This is a genomic window from Variovorax sp. H27-G14, from assembly GCF_046156345.1.
Lineage (GTDB): Bacteria > Pseudomonadota > Gammaproteobacteria > Burkholderiales > Burkholderiaceae_C > Variovorax.
On sequence record NZ_JAYLVN010000019.1, the window covers coordinates 50,815 to 65,875 of the forward strand.

16 protein-coding genes are annotated in these 15,061 nt (G+C 68.6%); 11 read left to right on the forward strand and 5 right to left on the reverse strand.

Features of this window, described 5'->3' with window-relative positions; all coding sequences use genetic code 11:
• Nucleotides 1-19 precede the first annotated feature (19 nt).
• The 6 genes from VLK31_RS29580 to pcp are packed head-to-tail and all read left to right on the forward strand — an operon-like array spanning nt 20 to nt 4,456.
• The gene (locus VLK31_RS29580; RefSeq protein WP_409172054.1) at nt 20-769 is read left to right on the forward strand and encodes an RsmD family RNA methyltransferase; all 750 of its coding nucleotides are present in this window, start codon (nt 20-22) and stop codon (nt 767-769) included.
• A gap of 43 nt (nt 770-812) precedes the next feature.
• Entirely contained in the window at nt 813-1,316 is a 504-nt protein-coding gene (gene coaD, locus VLK31_RS29585) for a pantetheine-phosphate adenylyltransferase (protein WP_409172055.1), read from the forward strand.
• Between the two features lie 6 nt (nt 1,317-1,322).
• The gene (gene pxpB / locus VLK31_RS29590) at nt 1,323-1,985 is read left to right on the forward strand and encodes a 5-oxoprolinase subunit PxpB (RefSeq protein WP_409172056.1); all 663 of its coding nucleotides are present in this window, start codon (nt 1,323-1,325) and stop codon (nt 1,983-1,985) included.
• Nucleotides 1,982-2,986, forward strand: a complete 1,005-nt coding sequence (locus VLK31_RS29595) for a biotin-dependent carboxyltransferase family protein (protein ID WP_409172057.1) — start codon at nt 1,982-1,984, stop codon at nt 2,984-2,986. Before pxpB ends, VLK31_RS29595 begins: the two co-directional genes overlap by 4 nt.
• Nucleotides 2,987-3,021: 35 nt before the next feature.
• On the forward strand, nt 3,022-3,762 hold the full coding sequence (gene pxpA, locus VLK31_RS29600) for a 5-oxoprolinase subunit PxpA (RefSeq protein WP_409172058.1): 741 nt from the start codon (nt 3,022-3,024) through the stop codon (nt 3,760-3,762).
• A 25-nt stretch (nt 3,763-3,787) separates the two neighbouring features.
• Nucleotides 3,788-4,456 carry a pyroglutamyl-peptidase I gene (pcp, locus tag VLK31_RS29605; RefSeq protein ID WP_409172059.1) on the forward strand — a complete coding sequence of 223 codons (669 nt, stop codon included), beginning with the start codon at nt 3,788-3,790 and terminating at the stop codon, nt 4,454-4,456.
• Nucleotides 4,457-4,474: 18 nt separating this feature from the next.
• Here the strand turns inward: pcp and VLK31_RS29610 are convergent, their stop codons facing one another.
• Nucleotides 4,475-6,187, reverse strand: coding sequence for a methyl-accepting chemotaxis protein (locus tag VLK31_RS29610; RefSeq protein WP_409172060.1), 1,713 nt, complete (start codon nt 6,185-6,187; stop codon nt 4,475-4,477).
• A 323-nt stretch (nt 6,188-6,510) separates the two neighbouring features.
• On the opposite strand from VLK31_RS29610, the gene VLK31_RS29615 reads away from it, so the two are divergent.
• Nucleotides 6,511-7,413, forward strand: a complete 903-nt coding sequence (locus VLK31_RS29615) for a LysR substrate-binding domain-containing protein (protein ID WP_409172061.1) — start codon at nt 6,511-6,513, stop codon at nt 7,411-7,413.
• A 31-nt stretch (nt 7,414-7,444) separates the two neighbouring features.
• Here the strand turns inward: VLK31_RS29615 and VLK31_RS29620 are convergent, their stop codons facing one another.
• Nucleotides 7,445-8,155, reverse strand: coding sequence for an alpha/beta fold hydrolase (locus tag VLK31_RS29620; RefSeq protein ID WP_409172062.1), 711 nt, complete (start codon nt 8,153-8,155; stop codon nt 7,445-7,447).
• 124 nt (nt 8,156-8,279) lie between these two features.
• Between VLK31_RS29620 and VLK31_RS29625 the strand changes: the two genes are divergently transcribed.
• On the forward strand, nt 8,280-8,921 hold the full coding sequence (locus VLK31_RS29625) for a Yip1 family protein (protein WP_409172063.1): 642 nt from the start codon (nt 8,280-8,282) through the stop codon (nt 8,919-8,921).
• Nucleotides 8,922-8,952: 31 nt separating this feature from the next.
• The gene (locus VLK31_RS29630; protein ID WP_409172064.1) at nt 8,953-9,648 is read left to right on the forward strand and encodes a histidine phosphatase family protein; all 696 of its coding nucleotides are present in this window, start codon (nt 8,953-8,955) and stop codon (nt 9,646-9,648) included.
• Between the two features lie 36 nt (nt 9,649-9,684).
• On the opposite strand, the gene VLK31_RS29635 is transcribed toward VLK31_RS29630, so the two are convergent.
• Both VLK31_RS29635 and VLK31_RS29640 read right to left on the reverse strand, forming a co-directional pair.
• Nucleotides 9,685-11,055 carry a tetratricopeptide repeat protein gene (locus VLK31_RS29635; RefSeq protein ID WP_409172065.1) on the reverse strand — a complete coding sequence of 457 codons (1,371 nt, stop codon included), beginning with the start codon at nt 11,053-11,055 and terminating at the stop codon, nt 9,685-9,687.
• A gap of 39 nt (nt 11,056-11,094) precedes the next feature.
• On the reverse strand, nt 11,095-11,493 hold the full coding sequence (locus VLK31_RS29640; RefSeq protein WP_409172066.1) for a tautomerase family protein: 399 nt from the start codon (nt 11,491-11,493) through the stop codon (nt 11,095-11,097).
• A gap of 114 nt (nt 11,494-11,607) precedes the next feature.
• Here VLK31_RS29640 and VLK31_RS29645 point away from each other — a divergent pair, with 114 nt between their 5' ends.
• Together VLK31_RS29645 and VLK31_RS29650 are read left to right on the forward strand one after the other, a co-directional pair.
• Nucleotides 11,608-12,468, forward strand: coding sequence for a LysR substrate-binding domain-containing protein (locus VLK31_RS29645; RefSeq protein WP_409172067.1), 861 nt, complete (start codon nt 11,608-11,610; stop codon nt 12,466-12,468).
• A gap of 68 nt (nt 12,469-12,536) precedes the next feature.
• Nucleotides 12,537-13,172, forward strand: a complete 636-nt coding sequence (locus VLK31_RS29650) for a YitT family protein (protein ID WP_409172068.1) — start codon at nt 12,537-12,539, stop codon at nt 13,170-13,172.
• Nucleotides 13,173-13,534: 362 nt separating this feature from the next.
• Here VLK31_RS29650 and VLK31_RS29655 read toward each other — a convergent pair whose 3' ends face one another.
• Nucleotides 13,535-15,022 (reverse strand): ABC transporter substrate-binding protein, encoded by a 1,488-nt coding sequence (locus VLK31_RS29655; protein ID WP_409172069.1) that lies wholly within the window; start codon nt 15,020-15,022, stop codon nt 13,535-13,537.
• Nucleotides 15,023-15,061: the final 39 nt, after the last annotated feature.

Consider the following 15,061-nt stretch of genomic DNA (forward strand, 5'->3'; position numbering starts at 1 on the left):
GCGGCGTTAAGCTCGCCGCATGCCTCAGAAAGCCGCCTCCGCCCTCCGCACTTCCTCAGCCCGACCTGGCCCTTCCGCCAAAGCGGCCAAGTCCGGCAAGCCCGCCAAGCCGACCAAGTCGGCCAAATCCGCAAAATCCGCCAAGCCCGGCACCCCCGGCAAGCCAAAGGCCCCCTCCAAGCCCAGCGAGGTGCGCATCATCGGCGGCGAATGGAAGCGCACCCGCCTTGCCGTGGCCGACAAGCCCGGCCTGCGCCCCACGCCCGACCGCGTGCGCGAAACCCTCTTCAACTGGCTTGCCAGCCTGGCCGGTGTCGGCGGCGGACTGCTGCCGGGCTGGGAGTGCGTCGACGCCTTCGCGGGCACCGGCGCGCTGGGCCTGGAGGCCGCCTCGCGCGGCGCGGCCAATGTGCTGCTGTGCGAGCAGGACGCCGAACTGGCCGCAAAGCTGCAGGCCGCAAAGACCAAGCTCTCGGCCGAGGCCGTGCGCATCGAGCGCGGCAACGGCCTCACCGCGCTGGAGCGCGTGCCCGCGGGCAGCCTGGACGCCGTGTTCCTCGACCCGCCCTTCGAAAGCACCGCGCTCTACGAGCCTTCGTTGCGTGCCGCGGCGCGTGCGGTGCGTGCCGGTGGCTCGGTGTACCTGGAGGCGCCGCGCCGCTGGAGCGACGAGGAACTGGCCGTGTTCGGCCTGGTCGGTTTTCGCTATTTGAAGGCCGGCGCCGTGCACGCCCATCTGCTGCGGCCCGTGTCGCAGGGGACTGCATAATCCGCCGAACAAGCCGCACCGGCAGCATGAGGAAGAAGCAACCATGGCCAGCAACGTGATCGCGGTATACCCCGGCACTTTCGACCCCATCACCCTCGGTCACGAGGACGTGGTGCGGCGCGCAACCCAGCTCTTCTCCAAGGTGATCGTCGCTGTCGCGGCCGGTCACCACAAGAAGGCGCTGTTCACACTCACCGAACGCATGGACATGGCCTGCGAGGCCGTCAAGCCCTACAGCGACCAGGTCACCGTGGAGAGCTTCTCCGGCCTGCTGCGCGACTTCGTCGTGGCGCGCGGCGGCAAGGCCATGGTGCGCGGCCTGCGCGCCGTGACCGACTTCGACTACGAGTTCCAGCTTGCGGGCATGAACCGCTCGCTCATGCCCGACGTCGAAACCGTGTTTCTGACTCCCAGCGACAAGTACCAGTTCATCTCCAGCACCTTCGTGCGCGAGATTGCGATGCTCGGCGGCGAGGTCCACAAGTTCGTCTCTCCCAACGTGGAGCAGAAGCTGGCCGCCAAGGTCCGCAGCCTCGGTCGTGAATAAGCCGCAATGAGCGGCACCCCACCTCCCCGGCTTCATCTGCTGGGCGATGCGGCGTTGCTGTGCGAACTGCCCGCGCCCGCCACGCTGGCGCAGCAGCAGCGCATCTGGGCCCTGGCCGAGCATGCGCGGCAATGGCCCGGCGTCGGCGAAACGCTGCCGGGCATGAACAACCTCACGCTCACCTTCGACCCGACCGCAATCGACCTCGACACGCTCACAGCCAACGTGCTCCAGGCCTGGCCCAGGCTGTCGGTCGGCGCCATCGAGGGCCGCCTGGTCGAGATCCCCGTGGCCTATGGCGGCGAGCACGGCCCCGACCTGGCCGACGTGGCCGCCCACACGGGCCTCACGCCGGCCGAGGTGGTGCGGCGCCACAGCGGCGGCGAATACATCGTTTACCTGCTCGGCTTTCTGCCGGGCTTCGCATTCATGGGCGGCCTGCCGCCCGAGCTGGCCACGCCGCGCCGCGCGGAGCCGCGCACCGCGGTGCCGGCGCGCTCCGTGGGCATCGGCGGCGAGCAGACCGGCATCTATCCGCTGGTGTCGCCGGGCGGCTGGCAGCTCATCGGGCGCACCTCGCTCGAACTGTTCGACCCGAAGGCCGAACCGCCCACCTTGCTGCGCCCCGGCGACCGCGTGCGTTTTGTCGTCGAGAGCGTGCAGACATGATCGTCATCCGCAAACCCGGCCTGCTTGCGTCGGTGCAGGACCTGGGCCGGCACGGCCATCGCGAGCTGGGCATCTGCCCGGGCGGCGCGCTCGACGTGCTCTCGCTCACGCTGGCCAACCGGCTCGTGGGCAATGCCGACGGCGCGGCGGGGTTGGAGCTCACCATGGGCGGCTGCGAGCTGCAGTTCGACACCGACACCCGCATCGCGCTCACCGGCGACGACTTCAGCGCCAGCCTCGACGGCGTGCCGCTGTGGCCCTGCTGGAGCGTGTCCGTGGCGGCCGGCCAGACGCTGAAGCTCTCTGGCGCCAACGCGCCGGGTGCGAAGAAGGTCGGCCTGCGCAGTTGGCTCGCGGTGGCGGGCGGCATCGACGTGGCGCCGGTGCTGGGCTCGCGCAGCACCGACCTGAAGGCCGGCTTCGGCGGGCATGAAGGCCGCGCGCTGCGCAAGGGCGACCGTCTGCCGCTGGGTGCGTCGCGCCTGAGCGCCGCGCAGCGCGAGCGCCGGGCGTTCGGCGTGCGCGGCCCCGACGGCGGCACGGGCACGGATGAGCCCGACGGCGCCATCGCGCTGCGTGTGCTGCCCGGCCCCGAGTTCGAGCTGTTCACGCTGGCCGCGCGCGAGCAGCTGTGGGCCGAGCGCTGGCGCATCACGCCGCAAAGCAACCGCATGGGCAGCCGCCTTGCGGGCGCCGAACTCAAGCGCAAGCGCAGCGGCGACATGCTTTCGTCGGGCGTGATTCCCGGCACGCTGCAGGTGCCGCCTTCGGGCCAGCCGATCATTCTGATGGGCGACGCGCAGACCACCGGCGGCTACCCGCGCATCGGCGTGGTGATTCGCGCCGACCTGTGGAAGCTGGCGCAGGCGCCGCTCAACGGCAGGCTGCGCCTGGTGCAGGTCGACCCGACGCAGGCGCTGGCCGCCTGGGCCGCGCAGCAACGCTACCTGGCGCAGGTGGCGCAAGGCCTGGCCGCTGCAGGCTGGCCGGGTGCGGCATAGACTTTGCAAAACGGCCCCCCGGAAGGACATTCCCCATGCAAATCGACCTCAATGCCGACCTCGGCGAAGGCGCCGGCAGCGACGAAGAACTGCTCGCGCTGGTGAGCTCCGCCAACATCGCCTGCGGCTGGCACGCCGGCGACGCCAAGACCATGCAGCAGTGCGTGCGCTGGGCGCTGAAGAACGGCGTGGCCATTGGCGCGCACCCGAGCTTTCCGGACCGCGAGAACTTCGGGCGCAGCACCATGCACCTGCCGCCCGACGAGATCGTGGCCAACGTGCTCTACCAGGTGGGCGCGCTGGCGGCCATCGTGAAGGCCGAGGGCGGCACGCTGTCGCACGTGAAGGCGCACGGCCAGCTCTACAACCAGGCCGTGAAGGAGCCCGAGCTCGCGCAGGCGCTGTGCGAGGCGGTGCGCCGCTTCGACCCCACGCTCAAGTTCTTCGGCCTCGCGGGCAGCCACATGATCGACGCGGCCCGCCGCGCCGGCCTCACGCCGGTGGAAGAAGTGTTTGCCGACCGCGGCTACATGCCCGACGGCAGCCTGGTGCCGCGCAGCCAGCCGGGCGCGCTGATCGAGACCGAAGCGCAGGCCATCGCACAAACGCTGTCGCTGGTGCGCGACCACCGCGTGACCGCCATCGACGGCAGCACCGTGCCGGTCAACGCGCAGAGCGTGTGCCTGCACGGCGACGGCGCCCATGCCCTGGCCTTTGCGCGCCGCATCCGCGAGCGGCTGCAGCAGGAAGGCATTGCCGTCCAGGCGCTGGCCTGACGGCCCCACACGCGCAGACCGGACCATGGCCGTGGCCGCCAAGCCGCTCAACGTGCTGCTGACGGGCTTCGAGCCCTTCGAGCAGGAAGCGATCAACCCCTCTTGGGAAGCGGTGCGCATGCTCGACGGCTGGAAGACCGGGCCGGCCACGGTGCATGCGCGGCTGGTGCCCTGCGTTTTCGGTGACGCCCTCGACACCTTGAACCGCGCGATGGACGAGCTGAAGCCTCGGCTGGTCGTGTGCATTGGCCAAGCCGGCGGGCGCGCGGAACTCACACCCGAGCGCGTGGCCATCAACATCGACGACGCGCGCGTGCCCGACAACCACCACCGCCAGCCCATCGACGTGCCGGTGGTGCCGGGCGCGCCGGCGGCGTATTTCTCCACGCTGCCCATCAAGGCCATCGTGCGCGAACTGCGCGCGGCTGGCGTACCGGCCTCGGTGTCGAACAGCGCGGGCACCTTCGTGTGCAACCACCTCTTCTACGGGCTGATGCACCGCATTGCGCTGCACGCCGACGCGGGCGTGCGCGGCGGCTTCATCCACATTCCCTACCTGCCCGAGCAGGCCGCACGCTTTGCGGGTGCGCCGAGCCTGCCGCTCGACATGCTGGTCAACGCCTTGCGCATCACCGTGACCACCGCGCTCGCGGTGAAGCACGACGTGCGCGAGACCGGCGGCCAGTTGCACTGAGGCCGCGCGGGCCCCGCCTCAGAACTGTTCCCAGTCCCCTGGCGCCGTGTTCGCCATGGCCATCTTGGGCGAAGCGGCCGCAGTCCTCAAGCGCGCACCGGCCAGGGGCATGCCCTTGGGGGCCGCCTTCTGCTTCGTGTGGAGCGCGGGCCTGGCCAGCGGTGCCACCGCCACGGGAGCGCTGCCTGGTCGGCCTTCTTCCAGCGTGAACACGCTGACCGCCTGCAGCAAGCCGCCCGCCTGGTCCTGCAGCGACGCCGCCGCGGCGGCCGCTTCTTCCACCAGCGCCGCGTTCTGCTGCGTCACTTGGTCCATCTGCGAGATGGCCTGGTTGATCTGTTCGATGCCCGAGGTCTGCTCCTGGCTGGCCGCGGTGATCTCGCCCATGATGTCCGTCACCCGGCGCACGCTGCCCACGATGTCGCCCATGGTGCGGCCGGCCTCGCCCACCAGCGCCGTGCCGGCGTCCACCTTGCTCACCGAGTCGCCGATGAGGTCCTTGATTTCCTTGGCCGCCGCCGCCGAGCGCTGCGCCAGGTTGCGCACCTCGGAGGCCACCACCGCAAAGCCGCGCCCCTGCTCGCCCGCGCGCGCGGCTTCCACCGCGGCGTTCAGCGCCAGGATGTTGGTCTGGAACGCAATGCCGTCGATGGTGCCGATGATCTCCACGATCTTGCGCGACGACGCATCGATCGACGCCATGGTCGACACCACCTTGCCCACCACGTCGCCGCCCTTCACCGCCACCTCCGACGCCGACACCGCCAGCTGGTTGGCCTGGCGGGCGTTGTCGGCGTTCTGCTTGACCGTGGAGGTCAGCTCTTCCATGGACGCGGCGGTCTGCTCCAGCGAGCTGGCCTGCTGCTCGGTGCGCGAAGACAGGTCTTCGTTGCCCTGAGAAATCTGCGCGCTGGCGGTGGCCACGCCCTCCGCATTGCCACGCACCAGGCCCACGGTGCGCGCCAGGCTTTCCTGCATGCGCTGCAGCGCCGCGAGCATCTGGCCGGTTTCGTCGGTGGACCGCGCCACGATGGCCGCGCTGAGGTCGCCGCCAGCCACGCGGTCGGCCGCCTCGACGGCGTGTGCGAGCGGCACGGTGATCGAGCGGGTGATCAGCCAGGCTGACACCACGCCGATCAGCCCGGCCAGCAGCGCCGCGGCCACCATGAGGCTGGTGGCGGTTTCAGCGGAGTCGTGGGCCGCGAGCGCGGCGTCTTCCATCTGCTTGCTCAGGAACTCGACCAGCTCGCGCAAGGAGGCCAAGTAGGCGGCCTGGGTCTTCAGGCGCTCGCCATAGAGCGCCTGCGTGGCTTCCTGCGTGCGGTTGGCCATGGCCAGCTCGACCACCGTGTTGGTGAAGGCCCTGTAGTCGTTCAGCGTGGCCTTCACCGCGGCCAGCAGTGTGCGCCCGCGGTCGGTGTTGACGAGCTGGTCGAGCGCGGCCACCTGCCTGTCGGTGTCGGCCCTTGCCTTGTCCATCGTTGCGCGGTTGGCGCTTTGCTCAGCGCCCTGGGTGAGCAGCAGGTTGCGCGTGATCCGGGCGATGTCCATCGCCACATAGGACATCTCGCGCGCCGCCTCGATCTTGGGCGAGATGTTCGAGGTGATGCGGGTGGTGTTGGCGTCCAGGGAGCGCAGCCGGTTGATGCCCACGAAGGCAATGACGGCCAGCAGCAGCAGCAGCAGCCCGAACACCAGACCCAGACGCGCACTGATTTTTAGATTTTTCACGGTAGTTGATGAAGTTGATGAAGAAAGCCATGCCAATGCACCGAAAGCCCACACCCGGTACAAGCCCTGTAAAACGCATTACTTACTTCTATCGGCCGTGTTGAACAGGAAATTAGAGCTTTTTGTGCACGAGAGACTTCCAGAAAAGCGCTGAATCGAATTGCTGAATGACGCGCTGTTGCCCCACAGCGCGGCGCGGTGTCTGCCGGGAGGCGGCTGGGGCATTATGGAAATGATGTGTGGCCCCGTGCGGTGCTTTGTTGCTTCGTCGATCTTTCCGGAACCTGAAATTGAGCTTGCTGAGCTTTGGCAAACGGTCCTTCGTGGACCTCAACGAGTTGGCTCTTTTTCTGCAGGTGGCCCGCCTCGGCAGCTTTGCCCGGGCCGGGGAGGCGCTGGGCATGCCCGCCAGCACCGTGAGCCGCCAGGTGCAGAACATCGAGGCCCAGCTGGGCGTGCGCCTCATGCAGCGCTCCACCCGGCGCCTGATGCTCACGGAGGCCGGCCAGCTGCTGCTGGCGCGCTGCGAAGCGCATTTCAGCGCCATTGGCGACGTGATCCAGGAGGTGCTGGACGGCGTGTCGGTGGTCAGCGGCACTTTGCGCATTGCGGCGCCGTCGGACTTTTTCGACTGGTTTCCGCTGCGCTGGATCAAGGAGTTTCGTGCGCTGCACCCCAAAGTGCGGCTCGAAATATTCGCGCAGGACGCGCTGGTCGACGTGATCGGCGACGGCATCGACATTGCGTTTCGCGCCGGCAAGCTCGAAGACTCCCGCCTGATCGCCACCCTGCTCGCCAGCACGGCCGTGGTGCTGGCCGCCAGCGACGCGTACCTGTGCGAGCACGGCGTGCCGTGCAGCCTGGAAGACTTGGCCGTGCACGACTGCCTCACGCTGCGCAGCGCGCCCAACCAGAGCCAGCGCGACTGGGTGCTCACCGGGCCCGACGGCGAAACCCGCCTGGCGGTGCGCAGCCGCTTTTGCGCCAACGCCATGGGCCTGCTGCGCGACGCGGCCGTCGAGGGGCTGGGCATAGCGCTGCTGCCCGAAGTGGTGATCCGGGGCGACCTGGACGCAGGGCGGCTGCGGCGCGTGCTGCCTGCTTACGGGCAGTCGTCGGTCAGCCTGTCGCTGCTCTACCCGAGCCGGCAGCAGATGCAGAAGTCGGTGCTGGCCTTCGTCGAGTTCGCGGTCGCGCGGTTCGCAGACCAGGGCGCGCGGCCCTGAACCGGCTCAGGGCACACAGCCCTGAACGGGCTCAGGCTGCGGGAAACTCCCGGCCCAGCCAGGCGTTGAGCGCGGCATTCACCAGGTCGGGCTTTTCCATCGTCAGCATGTGGCCGCATTCGGGGATCCACACCACCTCGCGTCGCGGCAGCAGCGCCGCCATTTCGCGCGTGCACTCGGGTGCGGCCAGCCGGTCGCTGTCGCCGCACATCAGCAGCACCGGGGCCTGCAGCAGGGGCAGGTGCTGGCGCGCGTCGGGCCGGCGCATCACCGCGCGGTTCTGGCGAATGAGCTGCTCGGCGCCCGCGCCCAGCACGATGTCGAGGTAGCGCTGCACCATCACGGGGTCGGCGGCCTGCGTGGGGTGAAACGCGAAGAACACGTTCGGCTCGATCATCTCGCGCACCTCGCCGCGCTCGAAGCACTCGATGGCGCCTTCGCGCAGCGTGAACATGTCGGGTGTTTCTGGCCGCGCGCTGGTGCCCAGCAGCGCCAAGCCGGCAATGCGCTCGGGCGCCTGGCGGGCCGCCTCCATGGCGACCATGCCGCCCATCGACGCGCCGCACAGCACCAGCGGGCCGTGGTGGTCGCGCAGCACGGCCGCGGCCATGCCCTCGATGGTGTCGTTGTGCAGTTGGGTGTCGCTCACGCGGGCGTTGAAGGCGGCGGGGAGGGCGGGCAGTTGGGCTTCCCAGATGCGTGCATCGCAGGCGAGGCCGGGCAGAAGGACGAGGTTTGGCATGGAGATCGATTCTGCGCGAAGGCGCACGCCAGTGTGGCGACACAGGCCATGGCATAGGCTTCCTGGCCAGCAGCCAGCCTGGGCCGGGCTCGACATACTTTGTCATCCATGCCGAGGACCCCTCATGAACCTGGTTGACCGCGTCCAGTCCATCCTGCTCAGGCCCAAGCTCACCTGGCTGGCCATCGACGAGGAGCCGGCCGATGCCGCCTCCATCTACAAGAACTACGTGATGATCCTCGCGCTCATTCCGGCGGTGGCGAGCTTCATCGGCCTGTCGTTCGTGGGGCTGGGGGCCTTCGGCATGCGCTTTCGCGTGCCGATTTCCTCGGGCATCGCCAACATGGTGGTGGGCTACGTGCTGTCGCTGGTGATGGTGTTGCTGCTTGCGCTCATCATCGACGCGATGGCGCCCACCTTCGAGGGCACCCGCAGCCAGATCGGTGCGCTCAAGCTGTCGGCCTATGCCAGCACGGCCGCCTTCGTGGGGGGCATCTTCAGCCTGCTGCCGTCGCTGTCGGTCATTGGTGCGCTGGCGGCGCTGTACGGCGTGTACCTGCTCTACACCGGCCTGCCGGTGCTCATGAAGTGCCCGGGCGACAAGGCCATTGCCTACACCGCCGTGGTGGTGGTGTGCGCCATGGTCGGCGGCCTGACCATGGCCTGGGTGCTGTCGCTGCTCACGCCGTCCCCGGTGCGACTGGGCGCCTTGCCCGCGGCCGATGCGGTGGTGGCCGTGCAACAGCTGGCTTTTGCCAGAGCCTGAGCCCGGCCCGCACGGTGGAAAATGGGCGGCAATGCCAACGCCTAAACCCGACACCACCACCGACCTGATCCTGATCCGCCACGGCGAAACCGCGTGGAACCGCGAGCTGCGCTTCCAGGGCCATGCCGATGTGCCGCTCAACGACATCGGCCACGAGCAGGCGCGCCGCCTCGGCCTGCGGCTGGCCAGCGAGACCGCGGTTCAGCACATTGTCAGCAGCGACCTCATGCGCGCGCAGCAGACCGCCGCGCCCGCCGCGCTGCAACTGTCGCTGCCGGTGGTCACCTCGGCGGGGTTGCGCGAGCAGTTCTTCGGCGTGGTCGAGGGCATGCGCTCCGACGAAATACAGACCCTGCATCCGCGCGCCTGGGAAGAGTGGCTGGAGTTCCGCGAGGACCACGCCATGCCCGAGGGCGAGACGGCCCGCGAATTTCACACGCGCATCATTGCGGCGCTGGGCACCATCGCCGCCGCGCACCGGGGCCAGCGGCTGATCGTGGTCACGCACGGCGGCGTGCTCGACATGGTGTGGCGCACCGCGCAGGGCCTGAGCCTGAGCGGGCCGCGGCACAGCGACATTCCCAATGCGGGCTTCAACCGCATCCGCATGGCCGACCCGGGCCGCCCGAGCGACATCGAGATCGTCGACTGGGCCGACACGCGCCACCTGGCCGACCTGCCGCCGCAGCCGACCTACGACCAGACGCGCCACCTGAACAAGGACTGAGGCGCGACCGGCGCGCGCAGGTACCAAGCAGCGCGCTCAGGTATTTGGCGGCGCACGCAACAGCGCGCCCAGCCCCAGCTTCTCGTACACCGCGCCCGCCTGCCGCCGCAAACGCAGCGACTCCGGCTGCCCGTTGAGCTGCTGCTGCAGGATGCCTTGCGCACCGGTCAGCGTGGCCGGGGTGCCGGTGCGCACCAGCGCGTCGAGGTACAACTGCTCGAACAGGTCGCGCTGCGCATGGCTGCCGCCGATTTCGATCATGCGCGGCAGCGCCACGCCCAGCCCCTCGACCGCTGCCGCCAGGTTGCCGCGCGCATGCGCCACGAGGCCGTGCGCGGCCGGCACGCACACGCGCTGCCAGGCGGCGCGGGTCGACGGCGGCGCGGTCGGTGCAAAGGCCTCGATGTTGCGCAACAGCGCATCGGCCTCGGGCCGGCCGGCGCGTGCCAGGCCGTAGAGGTACTGCAGGTCGAGAAAGGGCAGCACATGGTCGGCCTGGCGCTGCAGCAGGTAGTGCGCCACGTCGTCCCAGCGCGCCCCCACGTCGATGCCCGCCAGCTCCAGCCGCGCCAGCAGAGACACCGCGCCGATCTGGTCCTGCGAGTAGTCCTTCGCCACGCCCCAGGCATGCGCGTCGTACACCGCCAGCGCCTCGGCGTCGCGGCCCAGGTCGATGAGGAACAGCGCCACGTGCCACCAGTTGTGCGTGACCATGAACGAGTTGAGCCCGCTCCACGTGTCGCTCACGCTCTGCATGAACGCCAGCCCTTCGGCGAGCCGGCCTTCGGTGAGCATCACATGCGCCAGCGCATGGTGTGCCCACGGCTCCTTGCGGCACAGGCCGATGGCCCGGCGCGCGCTGGCCTCGGCCTCGCGCATCAGGTGGCACTGTTCGTAGCCGAAGGCCGCCATGCCGTGCACATAGGGCACCTCGCTCGCATGCGGCAGCACGGCGAGTGCCAGGCGCAGCATGCCCGGGCAGTCGCCGGTGTTGAAGCAGTGGTACTGGCCCAGCTTGACCGACACCAGGTCGCGCGGGTGTTCGCGCGCCTGCTCCGCATGCAGCGCGATGGCCCGTGCGATGTCGCCGTCGGCCCAGGCCTCGATGGCCGCGATGTAGCGCTGCTCGCGCGGCGTGGCACGCGCGGCGCCGGCACGGGCCTTGGCCAGGAACGGCCGCGCGTTGGCCACGGCCTCGCGCGACTCGGCAAACAGGTGCAGCGTGGCGCAGTAGGCCTGCACGATGGGGCTCGCATCGGTGTCGGCCAGCGCAATCAGGTTGACCGCGCGTGCCTCGGTCGAGATGAAGCCCATGACGAAATCGTCGACCCGCGGCAAGCTGGCGGGGTCGTCGAGGGTGAGGGGGTTGCCGAGGCTGTCGGCGACGAGCGAATTTCCGAGGGGCATGGCGGCATGGTGCCATGCCCTCGCCATGGCTTCAACGCATCAGACGCCGGCCTGCTGGTGCCGGTGCTCCTGCGTCTTGCCGCCGTAGCCGTAGGCCGCGCCGCGCGCGTCGATCACATGGATGTAAGACACCTCGTGCAGGTCGGGCCGCAGCCGGGCCATGGCCGCGTGCACCTCGCGCAGATAGCGCGCCTTCTCGGCCTTGGTGTTGGTTTCGTCGGTGATGCTGATGTCCAGGTGAAAGGCCGACTTGTCGAGCGAGGCCAGCGACTGCCCGCCGATGAACCAGGCGTCGGCGGCGATGTACTGCACGGTGATGGCGATCACCGGCAGCTTCTTGCCCAGCACCTGCTGCGTGAGCTCGGCGACGGTGTCGACGGTCTGGCGGGCGAGGGCGGCGTCGGGCTCGCCGGAGAGGTGGACAACGATGTGCGGCATGGTGGCTCCTGAATGAATGAATGGGTGGCAGATGGGGTGATTGTGGGAACTCGGCCACCATCGGAAAAGCGGGAAGATATGATGGCTTCCATCGATTAAACGGATGGATGTGTCATGCAAGGTTTCGATCTGGAGCAACTGCGCACGCTGGTGGCGGTTGTCGACGCGGGCAGCCTCACGGCCGCCGCGCCGCGTGTGTTTCTGTCGCAGTCGTCGGTCAGCGAGCAGATTCGCAAGCTGGAAGCGCGTGCGGGGCAGTCGCTGCTCACGCGCAGCAAGGCGGGCGTCGCGCCCACCGAAGCGGGGCTGCGCTTGCTGGCCTATGCGCGGCGCATCCTGGCGATGAGCGACGAGGCGTTTCGCGACCTGCATGGTGAAACACTGCAGGGCGAACTGAGTCTGGCCGTCACCGACTACTTTCGGCCCGGCGATCTGACCCAACTGCTGGCACGCCTGGGCGAGAGCTATCCGCGCGTGCGGTTGCACGTGAGCATCTTGAAGAGCGATGCGATGCGCGCGGCCTATGCGCAGGGCGAATTCGACGTGGGGCTGGCGATGAACATCGCGGGCGTGTCCGCCGCTCAGCCGCGCGCGTCGGTGATCCGCAGGGAGTCGCTGGCGTGGCTCGGCGCAACAGGCATGCGGCCCGTGCGCGGCGAGCCGCTGCGGCTGCTGGCCCTGCCGGACACCTGCTCCCTGCACCAGTTCACGGTGGCGCTGCTGCGGCGCCGGCGCGTGCCGTACACGCTGGCGCATGTGGCGTCTGGCGTGGCGGGGTTGCAGTCGGCGCTGGCTGCGGGGCTGGGCGTGGCCTGCCTGAACGAGTCGGCGGTCAGCGAGGGCGTGGCGCGGCTGACCACACCGCACGGGCTGCCGGCCTTGCCGCGTGTCGCCTTCGAGTTTTTGCCCGGGCGCCGGGGCGAAACGGCGTTCGTGACCCGGGCGCGGGAGCTGCTCGCCACGCAGTTGGCATAAGCCTGGAGCCGGAGTGGTGAGGTTGGCGCGGTTGGTGCGGTTGGCGCGAGATTTGCGTCAGTCATTCCATGGAGGCGCCACCCCCCGACTCTGCAGCTTCGCCCCCCAACTGGCTGCGCCATTCCCGTTTCGACGATGCGCAGGCGATCTTCTCTGGCACGCTGTTCGTCGCCATTGCGATGATGTTGTTTGCCCAGGCGGGGCTGCTCACGGGCGGCACGGCGGGTGTCGCGTTCATCCTTCACTACGCCACCGGCGTGAGCTTCGGCAAGCTGTTCTTCCTGGTCAACTTGCCGTTCTATTGGTTCGCGTGGCGTCACATGGGGCGCGCGTTCACCATCAAGACTTTCTCGGCCATTGCGTTGTTGTCGGTGATGACCGACTGGGCGCCGCGCTATCTGTCGATCGGGTTGCTGCACCCGGCGTTTGCGGCGGTGCTGGGTGGGCTGATGCTGGGCACGGGTTGTCTTTTTCTGGCGCGTCACCGGGCGAGCCTGGGTGGTGCGACGGTGTTGACCTTGTACCTTCAGGAGAAGCGCGGTTGGCCGGCAGGCAAGGTGCAGATCGGCATCGACTGCACGGTGGTTCTCTTCGCGCTGTTCGTGATTCCACCGGAGCGTGTGGGGTGGTCCGTGGTAGCCGCCGTGGTCATGGGGCTGTTCTTGTGGGTCAATCACAAGCCGGGGCGGTACGCTGCTACTTGAGCCTTGTTTGGCTGCCGTTTCGGCTGCCGTTGTTCAGGGCGTGTGCACAGGCCGCCGGGTGCTCCCCTCCGCGAATGTCCCCCGGCCTGCGGCCTCCTCCTTTATTTCGCTGCGGGGAGCACCCGACGCCCTGTGCACCTGGGCACGCTGTCGGTGATCGCGCGATCAACCACTGCTCTGAAAACGCTCACGAGGGTGGGGTGCCTTGCGCAGCGAAATAAAGGAGGAGGGGCGCAGCCCCGGGGGACATTCGCGGAGCAAGGTACCCCGCCCTCGTGAGCGTCGCCCTGAACAGCGCGCCTCGAACAAGGCGCCCTGAAACAGCAAGCCCTGAACAAACCCACCGTTCAGGGCCAGCCAATTCAGCCCCAGGACAGCGCCGACAGGTCGTTCACAAAGATCGGGTTGTCCTTCCAGATCCCCTTGACGTTCTTCTTCGCGACCGTCGGAAACTGCGGCTGGTACAGAAAACCGTTGGCTGCGTCCGTGGCCAGCAGCTTCTGTGCATCGCCCAACAGCTTGTTGCGCTCGGCCGCGTTGCCCGTGCTCTTGATCTTGTCGAACAACGTGTCGAAAGCCTTCGACTGGTAACCCCAGTAGTAATCCGCCTTGGCATAGTTGCCCAGGTCGAAAGGCTCCACATGCGACACGATCGACAGGTCGTAGTCCTTGTTGCCGTACGTGCCGCTGAGCCACTGCGCCCACTCCACGTTCTGCACCTTCACCACGATGCCGATCTTGGCCAACTGGGCCACGATCACCTCGCCACCCTGGCGCGCATACGGCGGCGGCGGCAAGGTCATCTTCAGCTCCAGCGGCGTCTTCACGCCTGCCTCGGCCAACAGCTTCTTCGCCTTCTCGATGTCGAACGGGTTGATGCCCGTGGTGTCCACATAGCCCGCCGCGCCCGGCACATAGTGGCTGCCGATGGGCACGCCAAAACCGTCGGCCGCGCCTTCGATCACCGCCTTGCGGTCGATGGCCGCCAGGATGGCGCGGCGCACGCGCACGTCGTCCAGCGGCTTCTTGCGGTTGTTGATCGCCAGAATGGTCTTGGCGCGCGAACCGGCCAGGATGGTCTGGAACTGCGGGTTCATCTTGAACTGCGGCACCACGCGCGTGCCGATGCGCGCGAACACGTCCACGTCGCCCGACAGCATGGCCGCGGCCTGCGCGGCCGTGTCGGAGATGAAGCGGAACGTCACCTTGTTGATCTTCGCGGTGGCGGGGCTGCGAAAGCCCTCCCACTTGCTCAGCGTGAGCGACGAGCCCTTGGCCCAGGCGTCCAGCTTGTAGGGGCCGGTGCCCACGGGCTTGTTGGCGTTGGTGTCGGCGCTCTTGGGCTCGACGATCACGGCCGTGGCCTGGCCCAGCACAAAGGGCAGGTCGGGGTCGATCTCCTTGTTGATGACGACCACCGTGTAGTCGTCCACCGCCTGCGTGCTCAGGTTGGCGAAGGTGCGCTTGTCCTTGTTGGTGCTCTTCTCGCCGCCGGCACGGTCGAACGAGAACTTGACGGTGGCGGCGTTGAAGGGCTCGCCGTTCTGGAACTTCACGCCGCGCTTGAGCTTGAAGGTGTAGGTCTTCAGGTCGGGCGAAACCTCCCAGCTGTCGGCCAGCAGCGGCGTGACGCTGCCGTCGGAATTGATCTTGGTGAGCGTTTCCAGAATGTTGTACTGCACCACCTCGGCAATGGCGGCGGCGGCGCCCGAGGTCGGGTCCAGGCCCGGCGGTTCGAGCGCCATGCCGATCACGATGGCGTCCTTCCTGCCCTGCGCCATGCCGGCGAGCGGGGTGGCCAGCGCAACGGTGGCGCCAGCGGTGGTAAGGAGGGTGCGGCGGTTCAACATACGTGTGATCTCCGGAAAAACGGGGGGCCTGGGTCGAAT

Bases quoted from the DNA above. Each gene is read 5' to 3' on its own strand.
- coaD (WP_409172055.1), top strand. From the start codon at position 813: ATGGCCAGCAACGTGATCGCGGTATACCCCGGCACTTTCGACCCCATC.
- pcp (WP_409172059.1), top strand. From the start codon at position 3,788: ATGGCCGTGGCCGCCAAGCCGCTCAACGTGCTGCTGACGGGCTTCGAG.
- pxpB (WP_409172056.1), top strand. From the start codon at position 1,323: ATGAGCGGCACCCCACCTCCCCGGCTTCATCTGCTGGGCGATGCGGCG.
- VLK31_RS29620 (WP_409172062.1), bottom strand. From the start codon at position 8,155: ATGCCAAACCTCGTCCTTCTGCCCGGCCTCGCCTGCGATGCACGCATC.
- VLK31_RS29625 (WP_409172063.1), top strand. From the start codon at position 8,280: ATGAACCTGGTTGACCGCGTCCAGTCCATCCTGCTCAGGCCCAAGCTC.
- VLK31_RS29645 (WP_409172067.1), top strand. From the start codon at position 11,608: ATGCAAGGTTTCGATCTGGAGCAACTGCGCACGCTGGTGGCGGTTGTC.
- VLK31_RS29595 (WP_409172057.1), top strand. From the start codon at position 1,982: ATGATCGTCATCCGCAAACCCGGCCTGCTTGCGTCGGTGCAGGACCTG.
- VLK31_RS29640 (WP_409172066.1), bottom strand. From the start codon at position 11,493: ATGCCGCACATCGTTGTCCACCTCTCCGGCGAGCCCGACGCCGCCCTC.
- VLK31_RS29635 (WP_409172065.1), bottom strand. From the start codon at position 11,055: ATGCCCCTCGGAAATTCGCTCGTCGCCGACAGCCTCGGCAACCCCCTC.
- pxpA (WP_409172058.1), top strand. From the start codon at position 3,022: ATGCAAATCGACCTCAATGCCGACCTCGGCGAAGGCGCCGGCAGCGAC.
- VLK31_RS29655 (WP_409172069.1), bottom strand. From the start codon at position 15,022: ATGTTGAACCGCCGCACCCTCCTTACCACCGCTGGCGCCACCGTTGCG.
- VLK31_RS29580 (WP_409172054.1), top strand. From the start codon at position 20: ATGCCTCAGAAAGCCGCCTCCGCCCTCCGCACTTCCTCAGCCCGACCT.
- VLK31_RS29650 (WP_409172068.1), top strand. From the start codon at position 12,537: ATGGAGGCGCCACCCCCCGACTCTGCAGCTTCGCCCCCCAACTGGCTG.
- VLK31_RS29630 (WP_409172064.1), top strand. From the start codon at position 8,953: ATGCCAACGCCTAAACCCGACACCACCACCGACCTGATCCTGATCCGC.